The sequence below is a fragment of the Nocardioides sp. L-11A genome (assembly GCA_029961745.1).
In the GTDB taxonomy this organism is placed as follows: domain Bacteria; phylum Actinomycetota; class Actinomycetes; order Propionibacteriales; family Nocardioidaceae; genus Nocardioides.
This window is the reverse complement of sequence record CP124680.1, coordinates 862848-889135: the sequence shown is the minus strand read 5'-3', so window position 1 is coordinate 889135 and position 26288 is coordinate 862848. Positions and strand designations below refer to the sequence as shown.

The following is a 26288-nucleotide window of genomic DNA, read 5'->3' as shown; positions in this document are numbered from 1 at the left end:
GCGACGAATTCGGTAGGTGAACCGCACAGACACCAGGGGCGCCGGGCGAGGCCGGGAGGACGGGTGGCAGAGTGAGGCCATGACGGAGTCCGCGCAGCCGCTCATCGACAGCACGTCCTTCGCCCCCGGCCAGGTGATCTGGGAGGACGAGGTCTGGATCCTCGCCCGCCACGACGCCGGCGACCGGCTCGGCCTGACCCTCCACCACCGCGAGCCCGAGGCCCTCGGCCAGCTCTCCGACGAGCACGCCTCACAGCTCGGCCGGATCGGCAACCGCCTGGTCCGGATCATCGAGCACCTGCCCGAGTCCGGGAGGGTCGGCCTCGCCCGCACCTCCGACGACCACGTCCAGCTGTCCTTCGAGGCCGAGGGCGTCCCGGAGAGCCGGCTGCACGACATCGCCACGAAGCTGGCGAACTGGGGCGGCGAGGCCCGGGCCTGACCTCGGGGTCAGTCTGGGATTCGGTTCCCCGGGAGGCGCCCCGACACTAGAGTCACCCCGAAAGGTGGCGACTCATGACGGGACCGGTCCTGCTCGCGCGTCCCCGGCTGCACGAACGGCTGGATCGGGACGAGCCGCGTCTGGTGGTGCTGTCCGCGCCGAGCGGCTCGGGCAAGACCAGCCTGGTCCGGTGCTGGGTGGCGACCCGCACCAGCGGGTCGGTCGTCTGGGTCACCCTCGAGACCGACCATGTCGCGCGGTCGAACTTCTGGCAGGCCGTGCTGACCAACGCCGGCCGCCTCGGCGTCCTGCCCGCGGACGAGGCCGCCGGACTGGTCGACGACGTGGAGCGTGCCGACGACCTGCCCGCGCTCGTCGCCGGCGCCCTCACCGGCCGAGGGCCCCTGGTCCTGGTGGTCGACGCCCACGAGCGGCTGCGCGACGACACCGGCCCGGTCGACGCCGACCTCGCCCAGCTGGTCCGGCTCTGCCCGGAGCTCACGATCGTCGTCACCACCCGGACCGCCACCGGCCTGGCCAGTCCCGGCCGGACCCTGCGCGGGGAGGTCGAGCTGCTGACCGGCACGGACCTCGCCTTCACCGAGGAGGAGACGCAGGAGCTGCTGCGGACCTTCGGCGAGCCCGGCCTCGCCGAGCGGGCCGAGGCCCTGCACGCCGCGACCGGAGGCTTCCCGCTCGCCGTCCGCGCGGGGATGCTCTCGCTGGCCCGCGCCGCCGCCGACCCGGCCGCGCCCGACTGGCAGTCGCTCGTCGCCGAGGACCTCCGCATCCAACTCGGCACCGGTGCCGCCTACGACCTGGTGCTCGCGACCTGCCTGCCGCCGTACTTCGACACGGATCTCGCCATCGACCTGACCGGGACGACCGACGTCAAGGAGACCCTCGCCGAGCTCGAGTGGAACGGCTTCGGACGCTGGATCCCGTTCGCGCCCGGACGCCAGGTCTTCCAGTACGTCGAGTCGCTGCGGACCGCGATGCTCGCCGACGCGAGCCGGCTGCCGGCGCCGACCCAGGCCCGGCACGCCCGGCTCGCCGCCACCTGGCTGTACCGCAACGGCAACTTCGAGACCGCCTTCGAGGTGGCCGTCGGCGCCCGCCAGTACGACGTCGCCGGGCGGGGCTACGCCGCACTGGTGGCGAGCAACCCGGAGACGATCACGACCGCCCGGTTCGACCGGCAGCTGGCGAGCGTGCCGAGCCGCGCGCTCACCCAGTACCCCGCGCTGGCGCTCGGCCGCGGGCTGGCGTGCCACCGCGACCCGGCGACCCTCGGCGCGGCGGCCGACTACTTCCGGATCCCCGCCTCGGTCAGCCAGCCCGCACCGGGCTCGACGCCGGGCGAGGTGCTGATGGTCCACACCGCCAAGGTCGCCAGCCTGCGGGCGCTGGGCCGATTCGACGACTCGGGCCGCGCCGCCCAGCAGGCCCTGGCCCACTTCGACACCATCCCCGACGGGGAGCAGCACCACGTCGCCGACCTCGGCGCCACCACGCTGCGCCACCTCGGCTACTCCCTGTTCCAGGACGGGCAGGTCGAGGCGGCCCGCACCGCCGCCACCCGGGCCATCACGATGAGCACCCGCCCCGAGACGCTCAACCACACGGCGGTCTACGCCGTCGGCTTCAACGCCCTCGACGGCCGCTGCGGCGAGGCCCGGGCCGCCCAGGCCCACGTCGACCCCGCCGCGTGGCGCCCCGGCCAGACCCACACCTATGTCAACGCGATGGGCCGGATCGGGCAGGCCGCGCTGCTGCTCGACGACTTCGAGCTGACCGCGGCGATCGCCGAGTACGACGACTGCCCGTTCGTCACGGCCTCGGAGTTCTGGCCCTTCGTCACCTGGACCCTGATGCACGCCCGCCTCGGCCTCGGGCACGCTGCCACGGAGGCGCACCGGATCGAGGCCGCCCTCGCCCGCACCCCCGCGCCGCCCGGCACGGCCGACAGCCTCGGCGGCGCCGCGGTCCGCGCCACCCTCGCCGTGCTCTGGCTGGCCGCGGGCAACCGGACCAAGGCCGGCCCCCTGCTGCGCACCCGGACGCGGTACGCCGGCCAGCTGGCGCCCGCCGTCCTGCTCGCCCGGCTGCTCGCCGGTGAGGCGGCCGATGCGCTCGGCACGCTGCCCCGGCTCGAGACGCGCCCCGGGCACACGACCCGGTCGCTGGCCGCCGTCCTCACCCTCGGCGCCGCCGCGGCGCTGCGCTCGGAGCGTCCCGACACGGCGGCCGCCCTGCTCGATCGGGTCCTCGCGATCGTCGGGCCCACCGGCGCCCGGGCACACCTGATGTACCTGCCCGCGTCCGACCTGGCCGGACTGCGTGCGCTGGCCGCCGAGCAGGGCGACTCGGCGTTGCGCGACTACCTCGCCGCGCCGGTCCCCGACTGCATCACCGGCGAGATCGTGGCCGCCTCGCTGACGCCGCAGGAGCGGACCGTCATCGCGGCGTTCGCCCAGCACCCCACCCGGGCCACGGCCGCCGCCGCGCTCCACGTGTCGGAGAACACGGTGAAGACCCACCTGCAGCGGATCTACCGCAAGCTCGGGGTCAACTCGCGCGAGGCGGTCATCCAGAAGGCGATCGAGCTGGATCTGCTGGCGCAGCGCTGAGTGCGGCCGCGCGTGCCGTGACGGCGAGCACGATCGCCGCGAGGAGTCCCGACGCGGCGCAGATCGACCACACGGCGTAGTAGCCGCCGAGGCTGCCTCCGCCGACCCCGAGCGAGCCGGTGCTCGCCAGGCAGATCGCGAAGATCGAGGACGCGATGCCCCCGCCGATGGTCTTGGTCGCATTGGTCAGGCCGGTCGCCGAGCCGACCCGGTCGGCGGGCGCGGCGGCCGCCGCGGCCGCCGGGATCGCAGCCACCAGGCCACCGGTCCCGAGCCCGATCACGGCCATCACCCCCCAGGCCGCGCCCGGACTGCCGTGCAGCGGCAGCCAGGCGGCGTACCCCAGCGCGTAGACGACACAGCCGGCGATCATCGCCCGCCGGGCGCCGAGGAGACGGCTGACCGGCCCGAGCGACAGCGCGCCCACGGCCAGGCAGGCGACATAGAGCGCGATCCGCGCCGAGCCCTCGGCGGCGGTCAGGCCGAAGCCGTAGCCGTGCACCGCGGGGTCGCTGCGGAAGTACGTCGACAGCGGCACCTGCGCGCCGAGCAGCGACATGCCGACGAGGAAGGCGGTGGCCTGCACGCTCCACTGGGCGGGGCGGGACAACAGCCGGACGTCGACCATCGGGTCGACGTGGCGCGCCTCGTAGCGCCACCAGGGCACCAGCAGCGCCGCCCCGGCGAGGACGAGCAGCCAGGCCGGCACGGACCCCGCCCCGTCGAGCCGGATCAGCACCAGACCGCCGAGGACCGCCAGGACGGCCACCGCCATCAGGGCCAGCCCGCCCCAGTCGAACCGGCCGCCACGCTCGCCGGGTACCTCCTCGAGGAACGCGAGGACCGGGAGGCACACAGTGACCACGACGGCCGGCAGGACCAGCATCGTCGTCACCGAGACCCGGTCCGCGAGCTGACCGGCGAGCACGGCGGCGACGATGACCGAGAGCTCCAGCGTGGCGACCAGGATGGCGGCCACGCGCCGGGTGACCCGGCCCTGGTCCGGGCGGCCGGCGGTCCGGCGGTGGATCACCGCGACCTCGATCGGCAGCCAGACCACGTAGATGCCCTGCACCGTCCAAGCAACCAGCATCAACGGGAAGCTCGGCGCGAACGCGATCCCCCACGTCGCCGCGGCCGTCACCGCGGTCGCGAGCACCAGCACCCGCCGGTGCCCCACCAGGTCGCCCAGCCGGGCCAGGGGCGGGACGACCAGGGCCGAGAAGATCAGCTGGGAGGCCTCGAGCCAGTTGAGGTCGGCGTACCGGACGTCGAGGTCGTGGGCGATGTCGACCATGATCGGGCCGTAATAGCCCTGGATGACGCCGCTGGCGACCTCGACGACGGCAAGCAGGGCGATGACGACCAGGAGCGGGTGACCCGGCGGGCGACATCCGGGGCGGATCATTGTCACCCGGCTAATGGTGGAGGTTCGCTTGATCCGCCGGTGCGCATCGTCCGCACCGCGGACTGAAAGTTGCTCCCCACCATGCGCGCTCCCCGCATCCTCACCCTGCTCGGCCTGCCCTCCTGCGGTCGGTTGGCGGCGGCCTGCGCCGCGACAGCGGCCCTCCTGACCCTCACCGCATGCTCGGGCGGATCGCCTGACGCGGAGGCCGATGCGGAGGCTCGGGCGATGCCGCCGGAGCGCAGCGCGCCGGCCTTCACCGGTGTCCGGCACGAGCTCCCGAAGGGCGCGGCGCTGGACAACGACCCGGACCTCTACGAGCACGTCACGCCGACCGGATGTGCCGCGACAGCCGACGGCTGGCGGGCCGAGGGCACCGCCGAGAACGCCGGGGCCGAGGAGCAGGCCTTCGCGGTGCTGGTTCTCTTCACCGACCCGCAGGGGCGCAGCGTCGACTCCGCGACGGCCTCGGTCACAGTCGGCCCGGGCGAGACCGGTGACTGGATCGCCGAGCGCGACTTCGATGCACCCGCGGGGACGCTCTGCGTCGTCCGCGCCGTCAACCAGGCGAAGTGAGGACCACCATGAAGCTCTACCGGATCGCACTCGCCGCAGCACTCGCCGTCAGCGGCGCACTGGTCGCCGCCACCACGACGGCCGTGCCCGCCCGGGCCGCGGCCCCCCTCCTCGGCTGCGACACCCTGGCGGCGTCGGGCTACCGCCAGTCGACCATCGCCACCGGGCTCACCACCCCCCGTGGCATCGATGTCGACACCGCCGGCGTGGTCTACGTCGGCAACGGCAGCCAGGTCGACAAGCTGACACCGTCGGGCGGGAGCTACGCCCGCACCACCGCGGGCGGCAACTTCGCGCCGTACGGCCTCGCGGTGGGGACCGACGGCACGATCTACGGCATCGACCGGCCCAACGGCAGGGTGGAGAAGCTCGTCCCGTCGGGCGGCGCCTACACCCAGGAGAACGTGGCCTGGGGCCTCGGCGGCACCGTCGGTGCGCTCGACGTCGACCACACGGGCACGGTCTTCATCGGCGACACCGCCCACCAGCGGATCACGAAGCTGTCGCCGGGGGGTGGCGGCTACACCCCCTCCGGGGTGCAGTCGCTCCCGCTGCCGACCGAGGTCCACGGTGTCTCCGTGGCCGGCAACACCCTGTTCTTCACGATGGGCGACACGGTGCGCTCGCTGAACATCCCCGGCAACACCCCAGGCAACCCGCTCCCGACGACCGGACTGTCGTCCCCCGGCGGGCTCGACCTCGACCCGTCCGACGCGGTGCTCTCCCTCGTCGTGGCGGACACCGGCAACGACCGGCTGGTCCGGATCGGCGGGGCGCCCGACGACCAGAGGACCGTGCCGACCGAGGGCCTCGACCAGCCCCAGGACCTCGCGGTCGACGCCGGCGGCAGCATCTACGTCGCCGACACCGGCAACGGCCGGGTGGTCAAGCTGACCCCCGTCGCGGTCGACGCCGTCGCCGACACCGCGACGACGAGTTCCGGCGACGCCGTCACCACCGACGCGCTCGACAACGACAGCACCGACGGCACCGATCTGGCCGACGCGCCCACCATCGCCGAGAACCCGGCGCACGGCACGGCGAGCGTCAACGCGAACGGCACGATCACCTACACCCCGGCCGCCGGCTTCTCGGGAACCGACAGCTACACCTACGCCGTGCGGGACACCTCCGGGTCCGTGTGCGCGACCACGAAGGTCACCGTCACGGTCGCCCAGGGCAACGCCTGCGACCCGCTCGGCACCACCGGCGGCCACGCCCGGACCATCCTGCCGGCGGGGATCGACTATCCGGGCGATCTCGAGGTGGACGCCGACGGCAACGTCCTGGTCCCCGACCCCGACAACGGCCAGATCGTCAAGCTCACCCCCACGGCATCGGGTTACGTCCGCTCCGTGGCCGCCACCGGCCTGCCGGGCGTCACCAACCTCGCGATCGCCGGCGACGGGAGGCTCTACGTCACCTCCTGGAGCACCGGGACGGTGGTCCGGCTGACCCCGTCGGGCTCGACCTACACCAGCGCCACGATCGCCACCGGAGCCGACCTCTCCCAGGCGGCCGGCATCGACGTCGCCGCCAACGGCGACCTCTACGTCATCACCAGCGACGCCGGCGGGGCCGACGGCAAGCTGCTGCGCCTGAGCGCGGCCTCGTCGTACAGCCAGCAGGTCCTCGCCACCGGTCTCGAGTACGGCCAGGATGTGGCGATCGACGACGAGGACCGGGTGTTCGTCCTCAGCTCCGACGGCGTGCAGCGGCTCGAGGACCTCGGGGGCGGCAGCCACGACCTCGTCACCGTCACGAGCTCGGTCCAGGACGCCGAGGGGCTCGCCTTCGACGACGACGGCCGGCTGTACGTCGCCGACACCTGGAACGACCGGATCCTCGTGCTGACCCCCTCGGGATCGGGCTGGACGGAGTCGGACCTGCCCGGCTGGGGCGACGACAACGGTCCGGCCGGCGTCGCGGTCGGTCCGGACGGGACCGTCGTCGCCACCGACGCCAGCATCAACGAGGTCATCCTGCTGGGCCCGGCGACGATCGGGGCCAGGGACGACTCCACCACGGCCGGGGCGAACGGCTCCGTCACGACCGACGTGCGTGCCAACGACACGACCAACGCCACGCTCGGCATGCCCAGCATCGCCGCGGCCCCGGCCCACGGCACCGCCGAGGTCAACGACGACGGCACGGTGACCTACACCCCGACGCCCGGCTGGAGCGGTACCGACCACTACGACTACCTGATCCGCGACGAGGAGGCGCAGGTCTGCGCGGTCGCCCGGGTGAGCATCACCGTCACCACGTCCGACGGCTGCGGCGACATCCCGTCGAAGGAGTACGGCTACGACATCGTCGTCAGCGACGGCGACTTCGTCGAGCCGACCGGGATCGCGGTCGATCCGAGGAATTTCATCTTCATCTCCGACGCGGCCGGGGCCAAGGTGAGCGCCTGGGCTCCGGGCGCCGGACCGTCGACGATCGATGACCGCCCGGACCTGGACCCCCAGGGCATCGCCGCCGACACGCAGGGCAACGTCTACTACGCCGACGAGCGCGACCACGAGATCGTGAAGCTCACCTGGTCGGACGACGACAACGGCTACCCGACCAGGACCGTCCTCGCCGGCAACCTCCAGCGCCCCGCCGGCGTCGCCGTCGACGCGGACGGCAACGTCTTCTTCACCGAGCGCAGCAGCGGCCACGTCCACCGGCTGACGCCGTCCGGCGGGGCCTACACCTCCTCGCTCGTGGCCTCCGGCCTCGACAACCCGCGCGGTGTCGCCGTCGATGCCGACGGCAACCTCTTCGTCGTCGACCGTGGCAACGGCCGGGTCGTGAAGCTGACGCCGTCGGGACCCGACTACGCCCAGAGCGTGGTCTCGACGAGCCTCAGCGAGCCGATCGGCGTGACCGTCCGTCCCGACGGCGCGGTCCTCGTGGCCGACACCGGCAACCGGCGCGTGCTCCAGCTGACGCCGAACGGCTCCGGCTACGCCCAGACCGTGGCCCAGCGGTGGGACGCGCGCACGCCGACCTGGATCGTCGCGCCCGACAACGAGCGGCTGATCGTCGCCGACCCGGAGAACGACGACATCCTGATGATGGTCACCGTCGGCATCAACGCCGAGGACGACACCGCGGCGACGACCCTCCAGACCCCGGTGACCACCGACGTGCACGCCAACGACACCGGCATCGACGGCGTGGACGCCGTCACGACGGTGTCGGTGCAGCCCGACGGAGGGACGGCGAGCATCGAGCCCGACGGGCGGATCACCTATACCCCGCAGGCCGGCTTCTCCGGCACGGACCACTACGTCTACCAGACCCGGGTCACGCTGGAGGGGAGCGCCGAGTTCATCGGGATCGTCGCCTACTTCCACATCGACGTCTGCGACTCCGCCGAGGTCACGGTGACGGTCCCCAACGTGTTCACCGCCGGCCCCGGCGTCACCACGCCGCAGAACAAGCCGGTGACGACCCCGCTCGCGGGCATCGCGACCACCCAGGGCAAGCCACTGGACGCGACCGCAGTCACCCAGGACCAGGCGCCGGACCACGGTTCGCTGTCGATCGACGGCACCACCGGCGCAGTGACCTACACGCCCGACGACGGCTACAGCGGCGACGACTCCTACCGGGTCCAGGTGTGTGACACCGCCGATCCGGTCGAGTGCACGACGATCACGGTGCCCGTCGCCGTCGAGGCGAACACGGTCACGGCCGTGGACGACTCGGCGACCACCGATGTCGTGACCGCGGTGACCACCGACGTCACGGACAACGACGTCTCCGCATCCGGCCAGGCCTTCGACGACCCGACCGTCACCTCCGGACCCGGGCACGGGACGACGAGTGTCGGAGCCGGCGGGATCACCTACACCCCCGCCACCGGATTCTCCGGCGAGGACTCCTACGACTACCAGGCCTGCGACACCAGCACTCCGACCCCGATCTGCGACACGGGTGCGGTCACCATCACCGTGCGGAACGGCTTCCTCCCCGGCCCGGACGTGCAGACACCGCAGAACACGCCGCTCACCACGGCCCTCGACGACCACGTCACCACCTCGGGCAGGCCCCTCGACCCGGCGTCGGTGACCTCCGTGACCGCTCCCGGTCACGGCGTGATCGCGATCGACCCGGCGACCGGCGCGGTCACCTACAGCCCGACCTCCGGCTACTCGGGGGCCGACAGCTACACGATCGAGGTCTGCGACACCTCGGCGCCGGTCCAGTGCGCGGACCTGATGATGGGGGTGACGGTCGGAGCCAACACCGTCACGGCTGGTGACGACACCGCCTCGACCACCGTGGGAAGGGCGGTCGCCACCGACGTCACGGTCGACGACACCTCCGCCTCGGGCCAGGCCCTCGGCGACCCGACCGTGTCGTCGGGCCCCGCCCACGGCAACACGTCGGCCACCGGAGGCACGATCACCTACACCCCGGATGCCGGGTTCTCCGGCGAGGACTCCTACGACTACCAGGTCTGCGACACGTCGCACCCGACGCCGATATGCGACACCGCGACCGTCACCGTGACCGTCGACAACGTCTTCACCACCGGCGCGACGATCACCACGGCGTACAACTCCCCCGTCACCACCGGTCTCGACGACTACGCCACGGTCACCGGCATGCCCCTCGACCCGGCCGCGACCACCTCGGTCACGGCCCCGATCCACGGCACGATCACCATCGACCCGGACACGGGCGCCGTGACCTACAACCCGACCCCCGGCTTCAGCGGGGACGACGCCTACACCGTCCAGGTCTGCGACACCTCGGCTCCGGTGCAGTGCACCGAAGCCACCATCAAGATCACCGTCCAGCCGAAGCCGGCCCCGACCAGCGGACCCACCCTCACCGTCCACGCCCCCGACAAGGCCACCCTCAAGGTCACCAAGACCGGCAACGTCAAGCCCGTGGCCCTCACCGGCTCGGTCACCATCACCGGCATCAACCCCGCCACCCGGGTCGCCGGCAGGGCGATCACCGGGACCGCGACCCTCTACGGCCCCGCCAGGAAGCCCGGCCCCGGCATGTGCACCCCGGCCGCCGCCGTCGCGACCGTGCCCTTCGCACCAGTCAACGGCACCACGGCGCTCCCGCCGGTCCGGGTCACCCGGCCAGGTCACTACACCTGGGTCGCCTCGACCAGCGCCGACGGCGACAACACCGCCAGCACCCAGTCGTGCGGCTCGCCGGACTCGACCACCCTGGTCCACCGGCCCGCGCTGCCGGCCAAGGTCACCGTCAAGACGGGCTACACCGGGGTCGTCGCCGATCCCTCGGCGCACGGCCGCAAGCTCCGCCCCGCCCGGATCAGCATCCCCGGCATCAGGCTCGACGCCCGCGTCGACACGGTCGGCATCCGCAAGAGGAACATGGTGATCCCCACCAACACCGCCCGCGGCGGCTGGCTCGCCGGCTCCGCGGCACCCGGCGAGAGCGTCGGCTCCACCGTCATCGCCGGCCACGTCTCCGACCGCGGCGACCGCCCCGGCGCCTTCGGCAGGCTCCGCAACGCCCGCCCCGGACAGATCGTCACGGTCCGCACCGCCGACGGCACCCGGCTGCGCTACCGCATCCAGAGCGTGACCACCCAGCCGCGTGCCAAGGGACTCACCGGCACCGCCACCTCCACCACCGGCGGCCACCAACTCACCCTGGTCACCTGCACCGGCCGCGTCACCTACCGCAACGGCAACTTCCACTACACCAAGAACCTCGTGGTCACCGCCACACCGATCGGATGAGCCGCCGGCAGGCAACATTCACGACAGTTCGTTGTTCGACAGGCCGGCCCAACGGTTCGCTGAACCCGCCGGTCCGTGTCCTCCGCACCACGGAACGAAAGCTGCTTCCCACCATGCGCGCTCCCCGCAATGCCCTCCCCTACCGTCGCGCTCTCGGCGCGGTCGGTGTCGCCCTCACGCTCGCTCTCGCTCTGAGCGGCTGCTCGGGAGACGGCGCCGAGGCCGACAAGTTGTCGCCGGCGTCGGGGGTGACGAGGGGCTCGGGCAGCGAGTCGGACGGCACGTCGGAGAAGAAGGGCGACGAGGCCGACAAGCCGGTACTGGGCAGGCCCGCCAAGGACAAGGTGCCCACGTTCGTCGGCGTCCAGCACAAGCTGCCCACAGGCAAGGCCCTGAAGAACGTGCCGGACCTCTACGAGCAGGTCGCGCTCACCGGCTGCGAGGCCACCGACGGCGGCTGGGCCGCCACCGGCACCGCCGGCAACAGGTCCGGCGAGGACCTGAGGTTGACGGTGCTGGTCCTCTTCACCGACGCCCAGGCCCGGATCGTCGACTCCGCCGCCACCACCGTCGCCGTGCCTGCCGGCGGCAGCGAGGCCTGGACCGCCGAGCGCGCCTTCACCGCCCCGGACGGCACCCAGTGCCTGGTCCGCGCCGTCTCCCGGGAGAAGTGAGAACCACCATGAAGAAGTCTCTGCACCTCGCTCTCTCCGGACTGGTCGCCGCCACCGGAACACTGGTCGCGGTCGGCCTCGGCGCCGCCGTCGCGCCCACCGCCCAGGCCGCGCCGACGCAGCCCTGCGGCCCGCTCGGCTCGTCCGCTTCGGACTACACGGTCTCGGAAGTCGTCACCGGCTGGTGGCTGGTCACGGCCGTCGCGGTCGGCGCGGACGGCAGCGTCTTCGCTGGCGACTGGACCCCCGACGCCGACGTCAGGAAGTTCACCCCGTCCGGGAGCGGCTACACCAGCATCGACCTGCCCGGGAGCTTCCACAACGTCACGGGCGTCGCGGTCGAGACCACCGGCAACGTCTGGGCGGTCAATTCGTCGGACGACGACCTCGTCCGCATGCTGTGGAACGGCTCCGGTTACCAGCAGGAGAGCCCTTCACCGACGGGTATCCCCATCCCGATGGACGTGGCTGTCGACAGTGCCGACAACGCCTACGTCGCGGCTTGGGCGGAACCCGGCGGGACCGGTGGTCGAATCCTGAAACTCTCCTCGACCTCTCCTTGGACCACGTCAGTCGTCCGCGCTGCGAGCGCCGATGCGTGGGGGGTCGCGGTCGGACCGGACGACAGCGTCTATTCCACCAACTTCCCCGGCGAGGTCGTGCGTTCGACGCACACCGGCGGGACCTGGACGAGCCAGACGATCCCGACCACCGGCCTGAGCCACCCGCGCGGGCTCGCCGTGGACGCGGACGGCGTGGTCTACGTCGCCGACTCGAACAACCACCGGATCGTGGTCCTCACTCCGTCCGGCGGATCCTGGACCCAGACCACGCTGCCGGTCACCGGCCTCGACAACCCGACAGACGTCGCCGCCGGGCCCGACGGGGCGCTCTACATCGTCGACAACGGGAACAGCCGCGTCCTGAAGGCGACGCGCGCCTCCCTGACCGCTGTCGCCGGCACCGTGAACACCACGCTCGGCAACGCCGTCACGACGCCGGTGCTGGACAACGTCACCGCCGCCCACGCCACCCTGGCCAACCCGACCATCGCGAAGAACCCCAAGCACGGCACCGCGACGATCAACGCCGACGGCACCATCACCTACACCCCGGCGGCCGGCTTCTCCGGCACCGACACCTACTCCTACGCCGTCCGCGACAACGGCAGCCCGGCCAGCGTCTGCGCCACCGGTACCGTCACCGTGACCGTCGCCCCGGGCAACGCCTGCGACCCGGTCGGCACCACCGGCGCGGACACCCGGCTCCCGGTCGAGACCGGCACGGACTACCCCAACTACTTCGACGTGGACGCCGACGGCAGCATCTTCGTCACCGACTCCGAGACCGGCGAGATCGTCAGGCTGACCCCCACGGCATCGGGCCACGACCGCACGGTCGTGGCCACCGGCGTGGGCAACGTGACCGCCATCGCGATCGGCCAGGACGACACGTTGTGGGTGACCCGCTATCCGGGCGAGGTGCTGAAGCTGACCCCCTCCGGGGCCGGCTACACGATCGCCGACACCTACAGCGGAGGACTCCTCGCGAACCTCGGCGGCATCGACGTCGCGCCCGACGGCGACCTGTTCGTCAGCGTCAACGCCACCTCTTTCGGCTCGGGCGGCGTGGTCCGCCTGGCGACCGGATCGGGCATGGCACAGACCCAGGTGGTGAGCGGCCTGGACGTCCCGCACCAGGTGACGGTCGACGACGACGGAGCGGTGTACGTCGCCAGCTACACCCGGGTGGTCAAGGCGGTCGACACCGGGGCCGGCTGGACCCAGACCAACGCCGTCACCGGTCTCGGCAGCGGCCAGGGCGTGCAGGTCGATGAGACCGGCACGATCTGGGTCAGCACCAGTGAGGACCCCGGCGTGTGGACCGCGGCTCCGTCGGGCTCCGGCTACGCCGCCAAGCAGCTCTACGCGCCCTGGGGCACGGAGTACGCCACCACCCTCCAGGTTCGTGACGACGCCGTCCACGTCTCCTCGTTCGACCAGCTCTGGACCTTCGGCCCCACGACACTGCGGGCGACCGACGACACCGCCACCACGAGCGCGCCGCGGCCGGTGACCACCGACGTCCGCGCCAACGACGAGTCCAACGTCAGGCTCCGCGACAAGCCGGTCATCATCGGCGCTCCCGCCCACGGCACGACGACCGTCAACGACGACGGCACCGTCACCTACACCCCCAACGCCGGCTGGCACGGCACGGACACCTACCGCTACCGGATCGGCGACGACAACAACGGTGACCCGTCTCGGCTGTGCGACATCGCCACGGTGACCGTCGCCGTCACGTCCCCGACCGGCTGCGGCCTGCTGCCGACCTCCGCGTACACCTCCCGGAGCACCGTCATCTCCAACCTCCGGCAACCGAACGGCATCGTGAGCGACGCCAACAACACCATCTGGCTCGCCGACTCCGGCTACGCGATGGTGGCGACCGCGTGGGGCCCCGGCTACACCCCGAACACCATCGACGGCACCGGCGGCATCGACCCGCAGGGCATCGCGATGGACAGCGTCGGCGCTGTCTACTACGCCGACGAGGGCGAGCACGAGATCGTCAAGCTGACCCGGACCGGCTACACCTGGGCCCGTACCGTGCTCGCCACCGACCTGCAGCGACCCTCGGGGGTCGCCGTCGACGCCGACGGCAACGTCTACTTCTCCGAGAACTCCAGCGGCGACGTGCACAAGCTGACCCCGTCCGGGGGCAGCTACACGAGCTCGCTGGTCGGCTCGGGCCTCGAGCGTCCGCGGGGTGTCGCCGTCGACGCCGACGGCAACGTCTTCGTCGCCGACTGGGCCGACGAGGACAAGATCGTGAGACTGAGCCCGTCCGGCGCGACGTACACCAGGTCCGTGGTCGCGCTCGGTCTCGACAACCCGTACGGCGTCGCCGTCCAGCCCGACGGCACCCTCCTCGTCGGCGACTCCGGGAACAACCGGGTGCTGCGGCTGATCCCGAACGGCAGCGGCTACGACCAGGAGACCCTCACGGTCTGGGGCAGCAGCTCGCCGAGATGGATCGCGGCCATGCCCTCCGGTGACCTGCTCGTCACCGACCAGGACGCCAAGACGATCGTCCGACTGGGCAGGGTGAGCATCACCGCCGCCGACGACACGGCGTCCGTTCCCGCTCCCATGTCCGTGTTCACCGCGGTACGGGCCAATGACGCCAAGATCCCGGCCAACCCGGCCATGTCACTCCCGACCGTGGTCGGCGGCCCCGCCAACGGCGCCGCGAACGTCGCCGGCGACGGCCGGATCGCCTACGCCCCCGACCACGGGTTCTCCGGGCTCGACATCGTCCGCTACCGGGTCACCGACGACGAGACCTCACCCCACGTCTGCGCCGCGGCCGACCTCCGCGTCACCGTGCAGAACGTCTTCACGCCCGGCACCGTGAGCACGCCGCAGAACACCCCGGTCACCACACCGCTGTCCGGCCTGGCCAGCACCAACGGAGCTCCGCTCGCCACCGACCACATCTGGTCGATGGGCAACCCCCAGCACGGCAGCATCGCGATCTACGACGTGCCGTGGGACCGGCCGATCCGCGTCGACTACCTGCCGGATCCCGGCTACAGCGGACCGGACAGCTACACCCTCAACCTGTGTGACCAGTCCGAGCCCCAGCAGTGCGCCGATGTCGCCGTCCAGGTCACGGTCGGCACCAACACCGTCACGGCGGTCGACGACTCGGTGGTCACCGATGCCGCGACCCCGGTGACCACCGACGTCACGGGCAACGACATCTCGGCCTCGGCACAGGACCTGGCGGCGCCCACGGTCACCTCGGCGCCCGCCCACGGGGACACCTCTGTCGGCGCCGGCGGGATCACCTACACACCGGTTGCCGGGTTCTCCGGCGCGGACTCCTACGAGTACCAGGTCTGCGACACCTCCATCCCGACCGCGGTCTGCGACACCGCGACTGTCGACGTCACGGTCACCGCTCCGCCCGGCCCGACGACGGCACCGACGATCTCGGTGACCGCGCCCGCCAAGGCCACGCTCAAGGTCACCCGGAACGGCCGGACCAAGCCGCTCGCGCTGACCGGGCAGGTGACCATCACCGGCCTCCACGCTCGCCGGACGACGACCGGCACCGCCACTCTCTACGGCCCGGCCAGGAAGCCCTCCGCCGCCATGTGCACTCCTGCCGACGCGGTCGGAACGGTGTCCTTCACGCCCGGCAACGACCGCATCCCGCTCCCGGCGGTCACCGTCACCCGCCCCGGCTACTACACCTGGGTCGCCACGACGAGCGCCGACAGCCGGAACCTCGCGGCCACGCAGTCATGCGGCGCGGCCGGGGCCACCACCCTGGTCCACCGTCCCGACCTCGGCCGGGTCGAGGTCAGCACCGGCTACTCCGGCGTCCGTGCCGACGGCTCCACCGCCGCTCGCAGGATCCGCCCGGTCAAGGTGAGCGTCCCCGCGGTGGGGTTGCGGGCCAGCGTCGAGACCGTCGGCATGCGCAAGGGCTCGATGAGGATCCCGGCCGACATCTCCAAGGGCGGCTGGCTCAACGGGTCCGCCGCTCCCGGCGAGTCCGTCGGCTCGACCGTCATCGCCGGCCACGTGTCCGACCGCGGCGACCGCCCCGGCGCCTTCGGCAAGCTCCGCAGGGCCCGCCCCGGACAGGTCATCACGGTCCGTACCGCCACCGGCGCGGCCCAGCGCTACCGGATCGCCACGATCACGACCCAACCCCGGGCGAAGGGGCTCGGTGGCGCCACGGTCTCCACCGCCGGAGAGCACCAGCTCACCCTCGTCACCTGCACCGGGAGGGTCACCTACCGCAACGGGCGCTTCCATTACACGAAGAACCTCGTGGTCACGGCCACGCCGATCGGATGAGCCGCCGGACCGGGCCCGTGGGTGACATGACGGGCGACATCCGCCTCCCGGCGTTGCCGGCGCCACGGGGGTGGGCGTTGGCTTGACCCGCGGCGCGTGTCCCCGCACCGGCGGACGGCGCGCAGCGGCACCGGCGTCGCGGGTGGGGCGACGACGCCGGCAGACCGGTGCGACCCGGACGGCCCACTCCCCCCAGGCCGATCCGGGTCGCACCTCCTGCCCCTCCCGTACCCGGCGTGCGCGATGATGGTCTCGTCGACTCGGGTCGAGGAGGAGCGATGGCCGGAGGGAGTCCCGTGCTCCTGCGGCGCGCCCGCCTGCACGACGCACTGGACCGGTCCGGCCCGCGGCTGACGGTCGTCGCGGCTCCCAGCGGCTTCGGGAAGACCAGCCTGGTCCGGGCCTGGGTCGCGACCCTCGACCAGGCCGGGGACGGCGTCGATGTCGTCTGGGTGACCCTCGAGAACGACCTGGAGTCCCCCTCCGCCTTCTGGCAGACCGTGCTGGCCGGCGCCGGCCGGGCCGGCCTCATCGACGGCGCCGGGACCGGCCTGCTGACCGAGATCGAGTCCAGTGCCGACCCCGCCGCGGTGATCGCCCGAGGCCTCGCCGGTCGTTCCCGGCCGCTGCTGGTGGTCGACGCCTACGAGAAGGTCCGCACGACGGCCGCGCAGGTCGACGCCGACCTGCTGCGACTGGTCGAGCTGGTCCCGCGGTTGCGGGTGGTCGTCACGACCCGGACCCCGGGTGGGCTGGCCGCACCGGCCCGCAGCCTGCGCGACGAGGTGCAGCTCCTCACCGAGGACGACCTCGCCTTCACCGTCGACGAGACCCACGACCTGGTCGCCGCCTTCGGCAACCCGGACACGGCGGACAGCGCGCCCGCGCTGCACGCCGCGACCCACGGCTACCCACTGGCGCTGCGTGCGGCGATGCTCGCCCGCCCCCAGGACCGGACCCGGCCGGTCGGCGGCCAACACGACCCGGCCTGGCAGGCCCTGGTCGCCGAGGACCTGCGGGTCCAGCTCGAGCGCGGCGCGGCGTACTCCTTCGTGCTCGCGACCAGCGTGCCGCCGTACTTCGACGCGGACCTGGCGCTGGAGCTGGCCGCCGGGCTGCCCGGCGTCGCCGGCCCCGCCGAGGTCAAGGAGATGCTCGACGACCTGGAGTGGAACGGCTTCGGCCGCTGGATCCCGTTCGCGCCCGGCCACCAGGTCTTCCAGTACGTCGAGTCGCTGCGCGAGGCCGTGCTCGCCGAGGCCCGGCGCCGGCCGGCCGACGAGCAGCGCCGCGCCGCCGAGCGCAGCGCCGCCTGGCTGCACCGGCACGGCAGCTACGAGGCCGCGCTCGAGATGGCCGTGGGCGCCGGGCTGTTCAGCATCGCGGCCCGGGTCTACGCGGCGGTCGTGGTCACCACCCAGGACGCCCACTCCACGAGCCTGGTCGACCGCCATCTCGCCTCCGTGCCCAGCCGGGCGCTCACCCAATTCCCCGCCCTCGCCTTCGGCCGCGGACTCGCCTGCTTCCGCGACCCGTCGCTGCGGGGCGCCGCCGCCGACTACTTCCGGATCTCCGCACGCTGGGACGGTCCGCGCTTCCCGAACCCGACCGCCGGCGAGTACCTCCTCGGCTATGTCGCGAAGGTGGTCAGCCTGCGCCTCCTCGGTCGGGTCGAGGAGTCCGGCCGGGCCGCGGTCGAGGCGCTCGCCTTCCACCACCGGATGCCTGACGCCGACCGCGAGCGGGTGGCCTTCCTGGGGCCGATGGCGCTGCGGCACCTCGCCTACTCCCAGTTCCTCGCCGGCGACCCCGAGGGGGCGCGCGACACCACATCCCGCGCGGTCGCCATGGCCACGGACCCCGTGGTGCGCAACCACACCGCGGTCTACGCCGTCGGGCTCGGGGCCGTCGAGGGCCGGACCGTCCAGGCGCGCTCGGCCCGGGCCCTGATCGCACCGGACGCCTGGCGCCCCGGCGAGGAGCGCTCGTACGTCAACGCGCTCGGCCGGATCGGCGTGGCCACCCTCCTGCTCGACGAGTTCGACTTCGCCGGTGCCGCGGCCGCGTTCGACGACGCGACCTTCCGCGACACCACGGAGCACTGGCCGCTGCTGACCTGGACCCTGCTGCACGCGCAGATCGGACTCGGGGCCGCGGCCGCCGAGGCGCGCCGGGTCGAGGAGCAGCTGCGCCGCACGCCGGCACCTCCCGTGATGGGCGACAGCGTCGCTGCCGCCGCGGTCCGCGGCGCCCTCGCCGCGGCCTGGCTCGCCGCCGGGAACCATGCGCGCGCCACGACCGTCCTGCGCACCCGGACGAGGTACGCCGGTCAGCTCGCCCCCGCCGGCGCGCTGTCCGGCCTGCTCGCCGGCGACGCCGGCCGCACGCTGGCGTCGCTCCCCGCATGGGAGGCGCGCGCGGGCCACACGACACGCTCCCTCGCCGCGCTGCTGGTCCTCGGCGCCGCGGCCGCCGTCCGCGCCGGCCAGGAGGAGGCCGCGGCGGCCCTGCTGGAGCGGGTCCTCGCCCAGGTCGGTCCCGACGGGGCACGCCTGCACCTGATGTACCTCCCCCCGGAGGATGTCACGGCGCTGCGCCGGACCGCCGCGCGCCGCAGCAGCCTGGCGGTGCAGGACCATCTCGCCGGGACCGTGCCGGCCTGCTTCGTCGCGGCGCACACGGTCGTCGCCCTGACCCGCCAGGAGCGGGCAGTGCTCGCCGCGCTGGCGCGCCACCCGAGCCGGAGCGAGCTCGCCGCCGCGATGCACCTGTCGGAGAACACCGTGAAGACGCACCTGCAGCGGATCTACCGCAAGCTCGGCGTGAGCTCCCGCAAGGCCGTCCTCGAGCGGGCGATCGAGCTGGACCTGCTCTGACTTCGGGTCGAGCGTGTCGCATACGGAGACCGACGCACGGACCCTCCGGGCCCATGGCCGGCCTCCGTGCCGCTCCGCGGCCGTGCGCCACGCTGCCGACCAGACTTCGGGTCGAGCGTGTCGCATACGGAGACCAGCGACCGGCCGGCCGCCGGCATTGGGGTGACATTCGGGGCGACTTCATGGCGAGATGTGTTGCCGGGGACCGGGTCGGGGGCGTTCGGTGGAGTCGCCCGCAGCGTGACCGGCCTGCGGGGTCCCCCGATCGGAGTCCTCCCCATGCGCGCACGCCGTCGCCCGGCCGTGGCCCTCGCTCTCGGCGCAGCCACCCTGCTCCTGCTGACGGGCAACGCGCCCGCCGCGGCCGACGACCCCGCGTCCCCGGCTCCCTCCACGGCCGCGACGACAGCCGACTCCGGTGCCGCCGGCGCCGAGACCACTGCGGAGCCGGAGCCCGTGCCCGAGCCCGTGCCAGAGCCGGAGCCGGAGCCGGAGCCGGAACCCGAGCCGGAGCCGTCGCCGTCGCCGGAGAGCGACCCGACGCCGAGCTCGCCGCCCCAGCGCGACGAACCGGCCGAGCAGGCCGAACCGGCCGAACCGGCCGACCCGGCCGAGCAGGCCGACCCGGCGCCGACTCCGACCGGGCTCGTACTGGATCCGCACTCGGGCACCACGCGGGCGGGTGTCGCGGTGACGTACGAGGTGTGGACCATCGGCGTCGGGGGTGCGGCGCTGACCGACGTGACCGACGAGGCCGTCGTGGAGTTCGTGGGCGACGCCGGATCGTGTGCCGCGGGCTCGTGCATGTCGACGACCAGCGGCCGCTTCCCGCTCAAGGCGACCTGGGGCGGCTTCACCGCCTTCACCGCACTGCATATCGCTCCCGACGAGCCCACCGGCATCATCCTGCGGCCCGCGACCGCGACGGTCGGGGTGGGCGGCAACCGGGTCTTCGAGGCGAAGCTCGCCGACCAGTACGGCAACCGTGTCGACGACGCCGACGACGTCGAGTTCGCGCCCAGCGCCGGACTTCACTGCACGCCCGAACCCGCCAGCGTCCGATGCTGGCCGACCGAGCCGGGCACGTTCACCATCGCGGCGAGCCTGCGCAGTGACCCGACGCAGACGGCCACCTCCACCCTGGTGGGCGAGCCGGGGGACGACGTCCTCGCCGGCCTCTCTGTGGAGCCGGACCGGGCGACCGTCCCGGCCGGGACCCCGGTGCCGCTGACCGTCCGGGGGCTGACCACCAGCGGCCACTACATCGACGTCACCGAACGGGCCACGGTCGTGGCCCGGCCGGTGAACGCGAACGGCGTACCGGACTTCGCCGCCGAGCAGGATTGCCTGGGCGGTCTCTGCACCCTCACCACGGCGGGCACGTATCGCATCCTGGTGAGTGTCGCCGGCTCCGCACTGAGCGCGGATGCGCGGATCGAGGTGTCGCCCGCCGCGCCCGTGGGGCTCGCGGTGGCTCCTGTCCAGGCCGCCGTGACCGTCGGCGCGACCCACGACTTCCAGGCGGCGCTCGTCGACGCGCACGGCAACCGCATGCCGGCGGACGGAGCGACCTACACGATCGAAGCGCCGGGCACGTGCACCGCGGGTTCGTGCACCGCGGCCGTCCCGGGCAACTATCTCGTCACCGCGCACCACGAGGGCCGGACGGCGACGGCGACCCTGCACGTGCACGCCGACACCCGCCCCACCGCCGGCGTCGCCCGGATCGACGTCGCGCCGACGACGCCCAGCGTCCTGGCGGGCCAACCGGGAACCTTCGTCGTGCGCGCCTACGGCCCCGGCGGCGAGCCGCTCGGCACCGTCACCGACGACGCCACCCTTGCCATCGAGGGGGCGGGCACCTGGCAGAGCCCCTACGGCAAGCGCCATCTCGGTTGCAGCGCCGACACCTGCACGTCGACGGTCGCCGGCGACCACGTCGTCACCGCCCGCCTCGGCGCCCTCAGCGCGACCACCACGATGACGGTCGTCAGCGATGGCATCCGGGCGTTCAGTGGCCTCGCGCCGGGCAACGCCGTGATCCGCGCCGGCGGCACGCAGGCCTTCTACGCCGGGATCATGGATCGCTACGGCAACCTGGTCGAGGCCTCCGACATGCCGGGTCGCGTCCAGTTGCGCGCCAGCGCCGGCGCGACCTGCACGGGTCTGGTCTGCGGGGCGACCAAGACGGGCATCTACCTGATCGGGGTCACGTCGGTCAACGGGGTCGAGGTCGACGAGGAGGCGGGCTGGATCTTCAGCGGCTTCCTGACGGTGATCCCCGAGGCGGCGCACCACCTCTCCCTCGACCCGCCGAACACCACGGTTCCGGCCGGCACGGCCGTCGAGCTGACCGCGACCGCCTACGACGAGTACGACAACGTGATCGGCGACGTCACCGACGAGACGACCTTCACCACCGCGCCCGGCGCCACGTGCGAGGCCACCCGCTGCTCCAGCACCGTCGCCGCGTCGTACCCGATCACGGGCACCCACGACGGCATGACCGCGGACGCACAGTTCACCGTCGTCCCCGGCCCGGTCGACCGCGTCACCGTGACCCCGGGCACCGCGACCATCACGGCCGGCCAGACGCAGGTGTTCCGTACCGACGGATTCGACGCCTACGACAACCCGGTCGGTGACCTCACCGACGCCACGACCTTCACCGTGACCGAGCCCGGGACGTGCACGGAGAACGCATGCGGGTCCGCCCGGGCCGGCGAGCTGACCGTCACCGGTTCGTACGTCGTGCCCGCACCGCCCCTGCTGCAGCGGCTCGCTACCGGCGGCCTCGGCGCGGTGTTCGCCGCCCCCGGCGACACCGTGACCGGCACAGCCGTGCTCACCGTCACCGCTGCGAGCACGCCCGGTCCCGGCACGAGCGACCCGGGCGCCGGGGCACCGGGCGGCAGCGCCCCCGGCGCAGGCGCCGCACCAGGCGGCGGGAAGGGCACGGGCGGCAAGGGCGGTGCCGGCGGGAACGGCCCCGGAGCCGGTGGGCAGAGCGCCGACGCCGGGGAGGCCGGCGCCCTGCCCGCCACCGGGTCCGGGCTGGAGTGGTGGCACCTGCTGGTCGGCGCACTCCTGCTCGGGGGCGGCCTCACGGTCGTCGGTGCCCCCGGCCGGCGGCGACGCACCCCCTGAGCCGCGCGAAGGTGGCCGTTTCCACAGCCTTCGAACATATGTTCGAGATCTGTGGTAGGGTGGTAGCAGGCCGTACGGCGGGATGCTCAGAGTGGTCCCGGGGACCTGAGGCCCAGCGTTGCAGGACAGGGCGCGCACCTGCCAGGTGCGTTACGACCGCTGAGCCGCCGAGGCTCCTCCTGGAAGGCGAGACCTTGTTGTCGCGCCCACCGGAAGGAGGCAGCCGATGTCCACCGCCGCTCTCGCACCACCGCACCCGATCGTGGGGTGCCTTGCCGGGGTGCGGGCCGCGTTGACGGGCGTGGCGCACGTGCAGCCGGTGTTCATGACGACCGCGGACAAGGAGTCCGCCCTGGTCGAGCTCACCCGGGCCGAAGCCCAGGTCGCTGAACTCAAGGCCCGGATCCTCGCCGCGAGCGATGACATCGCGACCGCGCACGGCGCCCACGATGTGGCTGCCTGGCTCGCCCACGCCACCCAGGCCGACCCCCGCACCACCCGCGCCGACCTACACCTCGCCACGGCCTTGGACCGGCACCCCGCTGTCGCGGCCGGCATGCGGACCGGCGCCGTGTCCGCGGCCCAGGCCCGCGTCATCACCACGGCCATCGACGACCTCCCCACCGACCTCGGCCCCGCGGTCGCCGCGTCGGCCGAAGAGACCCTGATCGCCTACGCCGCCCACCACCCACCCCGCGACCTGCAACGGCTGGGCCGCCGGATCCTCGACGTGATCGCGCCCGAGGTCGCCGAGGCCGAAGACGGCAAGCGGCTCGAGGACGAAGAACGACGCGCCCGCGAGAAGGCGTCCCTCCGCTTCCGCGACCTCGGCGACGGGACCACCCGGATCTGGGGCCGGCTGCCCACCACCGTCGCCCAACGACTCCGGACCTACCTCCAGGCCTACACCTCACCCCGACAAGGCCAGAGCACACCCACGACCGACACCGGGACCAGCACCGGGGAGACCGGCACTGGGACCGGGGCTGGGACTGGGACCAGCACCGGGGAGCGGGTGCCGCAACACCGGGCCTACGCCCACGCCTTCGCAGCCCTGCTCGAGACCCTCGACCCCGACCGGCTGCCCGAACACGGCGGCGACGCGACCACCGTCCTCGTCACGCTGTCCCTGGCGCAGCTCCTCACCGACCTCGCCACCGCCGGGGTGATCGCCGGCGACGGCGAGGAGACCATCTCCGCCACCGACGCCCGCCGTCTGGCCTGCCAAGCCACGATCATCCCCGTCGTGCTCGGCGGCCAGGGCGAGATCCTCGACCTCGGCCGCCGGACCCGGCTCTTCACCCGAGCCCAACGCCGCGCCCTCCGCCTCCGCGACCGACACTGCCGCGCCGAAGGCTGTTCGATCCCCGCCGCCTGGACCGAAGCCCACCACCTCCACCCCTGGTCCGAAGGTGGGCCCACCGACCTCACCAACGCGATCAGCCTCTGCAACCACCACCATCACCGCATCCACGACCACGCGTTCATCCACGACCGCCTCCCCAACGGCGACCTCCGCTTCCACCGACGCACATAGGCCGACAGGTGTCGTGACTGGATAGGCTCACAGAGCCGAATCGACGGTGGGCGTTCGCGGTACTCCACCGGGATCGCCGCCGCGAGGGCCAGATCGCGTACGGGCGTGCCCTGCGCGGAAGCCCACCGACCCGAAGGAAATCCATGTCCGTCGTGAAGATCAACGCCATCCAGGTCCCTCCGAACGCCGGACCCGAGCTGGAGAAGCGGTTCGCCGCCCGGGCCGGGGCGGTCGAGGGCGCCCCCGGCTTCCTCGGCTTCCAGCTGCTCCGGCCGACGGCCGGCGAGCAGCGCTACTTCGTCGTCACCCAGTGGGCCGACGAGGCCTCCTTCGCCGCCTGGCGGGACGGCGACGCCCGTGCGGCCCACGCCGCGCCTGCGGGCGAGGCCCCGCGCAAGCCGGTCGCGACGGGTGCCGACCTGCTGGAGTTCGAGGTCGTGCTGGACGTCAAGCCGGCCTGAGACGCTTCTATGGGTTGTCAACCCATAGAAGCGTCTGAGCCCGATCCGGGTCAACAGCCGGCGGGCACCGCGGCCTGGGCAGCAGTGACCGCTGCGTTCGCCGCCACCTGGTCGGACCGCGCGGCCGCGAGGGCCTTCCGGGTGGCCTTGGCCCGCTTCCTCGCCTTGGCGACCTTGGGCTTCGCGGCCCCCGCCTTCCTCAACTTCTTCAGCTTCTTCGCCGCCTTGGCCGCCTTGGTGCTCGCCGCATCGGCTCCCGTCGCCGCGGCCGTCGCCGCCGTGCTCGCCCCGGCGATCGCGCCGGCGGCCGCCGCGCACGCCGCCGGGTCGATCACCGGCCCCCGGGCGTCGGACTCGGCGAATCCCGGCTCGGTGAAGCCCGCGGCCGTGACGATCTCCTGGACGACGATGCTCCGGCCCGCGTCACCCGGCCGCACGACGTACGTCGGGGAGGGGCCGGTCGCCACGATCACGTCGCCGGCCGACCACACGTAGGACTGGACCTCGACGTCGCCGGGCTCCCACACGCCCGGGGTGACGGTCAGGGTCCGGCCGACCTCAGGCGGGCCGGTGATCACCGGTCGCTGGACGTTCGCGATGCTGCGTCCCGGGTCGGCACCGGTGCAGTCCCCCGCGTCCGCGGAGGTGAGGTTGGCGTCGATGCCGGCGCGGTCCTGGCTCCCGACCTCGATGGTCGTCGCGTCCTGCAGCATCCCGGCGCCCGCGTAGAACTCGCACCGGTGGATCGTCGGGTCGCGGAACCGGACCAGATAGGAGCCCTCGGGAACGGTGAGGGAGTAGCTGCCGTCCGGTTTGCTGAACGTCCAGTCGTCCTCGGTCCACGGCTCGGACGGGACGACCGACGCGTCCCGCCACGACACCCGTGCGAAGCCCCGCGCCACACCGTCGACGCTGACCCGCCCGGTGATGGTGCGCGCGGCCACGAGACGCGGGCTGATCCCGTCCACACCGGCGGCACCGACCGTGATCGGTGCCCCGTCGGCCCACCGCTCCTCGAACCAGGCCGCGCCGTCCTGGTCGTCGAAGCGGATCGCATAGCTCCCCGGGACCGCCCGGAGGGTGTAGGTCCCGTCGGCGGCGGTCCTCGTGCTGGCCACGGGGGTCAGGCCGCAGCCCTCGCCACACGTGCCGGAGGCGGACACGGTGATGCCGCCGATCGGGTGACCGTCGAGGTCGCGCACCACGCCGGAGACGTGGGCGAGCGGAGCGAACCGGATGTCGACACCGCTGGCACCTCCGGCGGGTACGACGAGATCCGCTCCGCCGTCGTACGACCGCGTGCCGTAGCCGTAGGTCTCCTGCCCGCCGCCGACGGCAAGGGCGTTGCCCTCCGCCCTGACCCGATAGGTGCCGGGTGCCACCGCGACCGCATAGCCGCCGGTGCCGGTCGTCGTCTCGGCGACCACGTCCCAGACGCCGTCTCCCCCGTTCTGCAGCACCGCGACACGCGCGCCGAGGACCGGAGTCCCCGCATCGTCGCTCACGACGCCCGCGACGGGAACGGCGCTGGTGAGCTGCGCGTCGATGACGACGTCCGCCGAGGACAGCGCGAGGGTCGTCGCCTTGCGCGGCGCTCGCGCGTCGTCGTACCACTCCGTGGCGTAGCCGCTCGCACTGAACCGGAGCCGATACCCGGTCGCGGCGAGGGAGAGCGCGGAGGTGTCGTAGCGGCCCGTGGCATCGGTCGACGTCGTGCCCGCCTGGATCCAGAGCGTGCCCGTCCGTGTGTAGAGGGTGAGCGACGCCCCGGCGATCGGGTCCCCCTCGCCGTCGGTCACGTGACCGGTGATGACACCGGCGGCCGCGGCCGCGGGCGGCCCGGCCATGCCGAGGCCGCCGAGGACCAGGGCCAGCGCGACGAGCGGGCGGAGGAGTCGGAGAGGGCGCACGCAGGTACAACGGCCCGCCGTCCC

Annotated in this window: 12 protein-coding genes; 10 read left to right on the top strand and 2 right to left on the bottom strand. The window is 73.2% G+C overall.

The genetic code is table 11. The features are described 5' to 3' along the window. Positions 1-79 precede the first annotated feature (79 nt). Both QJ852_04020 and QJ852_04015 read left to right on the top strand, forming a co-directional pair. Positions 80-442 carry a hypothetical protein gene (locus QJ852_04020; protein ID WGX97608.1) on the top strand — a complete coding sequence of 121 codons (363 nt, stop codon included), beginning with the start codon at positions 80-82 and terminating at the stop codon, positions 440-442. A gap of 74 nt (positions 443-516) precedes the next feature. Then, entirely contained in the window at positions 517-3072 is a 2556-nt protein-coding gene (locus QJ852_04015; protein WGX97607.1) for a LuxR C-terminal-related transcriptional regulator, read from the top strand. On the opposite strand, the gene QJ852_04010 is transcribed toward QJ852_04015, so the two are convergent. Beyond that, positions 3029-4480: an MFS transporter gene (locus QJ852_04010; protein ID WGX99527.1), complete on the bottom strand. Its 1452-nt coding sequence runs from the start codon at positions 4478-4480 to the stop codon at positions 3029-3031. The two genes, QJ852_04015 and QJ852_04010, sit on opposite strands and share 44 nt — an antisense overlap. Before the next feature lie 81 nt (positions 4481-4561). Here QJ852_04010 and QJ852_04005 point away from each other — a divergent pair, with 81 nt between their 5' ends. From QJ852_04005 to QJ852_03970, 8 genes are all read left to right on the top strand, one after another. Next, positions 4562-5056, top strand: coding sequence for a hypothetical protein (locus QJ852_04005; protein ID WGX97606.1), 495 nt, complete (start codon positions 4562-4564; stop codon positions 5054-5056). 8 nt (positions 5057-5064) lie between these two features. Further along, complete coding sequence (locus QJ852_04000; protein ID WGX97605.1) at positions 5065-10782, top strand: Ig-like domain-containing protein; 5718 nt, start codon at positions 5065-5067, stop codon at positions 10780-10782. Positions 10783-10895: 113 nt separating this feature from the next. Next, complete coding sequence (locus QJ852_03995) at positions 10896-11456, top strand: hypothetical protein (protein ID WGX97604.1); 561 nt, start codon at positions 10896-10898, stop codon at positions 11454-11456. An 8-nt stretch (positions 11457-11464) separates the two neighbouring features. After that, positions 11465-16333 (top strand): Ig-like domain-containing protein, encoded by a 4869-nt coding sequence (locus tag QJ852_03990; protein WGX97603.1) that lies wholly within the window; start codon positions 11465-11467, stop codon positions 16331-16333. 278 nt (positions 16334-16611) lie between these two features. Continuing rightward, positions 16612-19209 (top strand): LuxR C-terminal-related transcriptional regulator, encoded by a 2598-nt coding sequence (locus tag QJ852_03985; GenBank protein WGX97602.1) that lies wholly within the window; start codon positions 16612-16614, stop codon positions 19207-19209. 279 nt (positions 19210-19488) lie between these two features. Further along, on the top strand, positions 19489-22356 hold the full coding sequence (locus tag QJ852_03980; GenBank protein ID WGX97601.1) for a hypothetical protein: 2868 nt from the start codon (positions 19489-19491) through the stop codon (positions 22354-22356). Between the two features lie 226 nt (positions 22357-22582). Continuing rightward, complete coding sequence (locus tag QJ852_03975) at positions 22583-23893, top strand: DUF222 domain-containing protein (protein WGX97600.1); 1311 nt, start codon at positions 22583-22585, stop codon at positions 23891-23893. A gap of 143 nt (positions 23894-24036) precedes the next feature. Further along, a complete protein-coding gene (locus QJ852_03970; protein WGX97599.1) occupies positions 24037-24354 on the top strand; it encodes an antibiotic biosynthesis monooxygenase in 318 nt (105 codons plus the stop codon). 50 nt (positions 24355-24404) lie between these two features. Here QJ852_03970 and QJ852_03965 read toward each other — a convergent pair whose 3' ends face one another. Then, positions 24405-26264 carry a carboxypeptidase-like regulatory domain-containing protein gene (locus QJ852_03965; protein ID WGX97598.1) on the bottom strand — a complete coding sequence of 620 codons (1860 nt, stop codon included), beginning with the start codon at positions 26262-26264 and terminating at the stop codon, positions 24405-24407. Positions 26265-26288: the final 24 nt, after the last annotated feature.

Excerpts from the sequence above, each read along its gene's own strand:
- QJ852_04020 (WGX97608.1), top strand. The coding sequence starts at position 80 with ATGACGGAGTCCGCGCAGCCGCTCATCGACAGCACGTCCTTCGCCCCC.
- QJ852_04015 (WGX97607.1), top strand. The coding sequence starts at position 517 with ATGACGGGACCGGTCCTGCTCGCGCGTCCCCGGCTGCACGAACGGCTG.
- QJ852_04010 (WGX99527.1), bottom strand. The coding sequence starts at position 4,480 with ATGATCCGCCCCGGATGTCGCCCGCCGGGTCACCCGCTCCTGGTCGTC.
- QJ852_04005 (WGX97606.1), top strand. The coding sequence starts at position 4,562 with ATGCGCGCTCCCCGCATCCTCACCCTGCTCGGCCTGCCCTCCTGCGGT.
- QJ852_04000 (WGX97605.1), top strand. The coding sequence starts at position 5,065 with ATGAAGCTCTACCGGATCGCACTCGCCGCAGCACTCGCCGTCAGCGGC.
- QJ852_03995 (WGX97604.1), top strand. The coding sequence starts at position 10,896 with ATGCGCGCTCCCCGCAATGCCCTCCCCTACCGTCGCGCTCTCGGCGCG.
- QJ852_03990 (WGX97603.1), top strand. The coding sequence starts at position 11,465 with ATGAAGAAGTCTCTGCACCTCGCTCTCTCCGGACTGGTCGCCGCCACC.
- QJ852_03985 (WGX97602.1), top strand. The coding sequence starts at position 16,612 with ATGGCCGGAGGGAGTCCCGTGCTCCTGCGGCGCGCCCGCCTGCACGAC.
- QJ852_03980 (WGX97601.1), top strand. The coding sequence starts at position 19,489 with ATGCGCGCACGCCGTCGCCCGGCCGTGGCCCTCGCTCTCGGCGCAGCC.
- QJ852_03975 (WGX97600.1), top strand. The coding sequence starts at position 22,583 with ATGTCCACCGCCGCTCTCGCACCACCGCACCCGATCGTGGGGTGCCTT.
- QJ852_03970 (WGX97599.1), top strand. The coding sequence starts at position 24,037 with ATGTCCGTCGTGAAGATCAACGCCATCCAGGTCCCTCCGAACGCCGGA.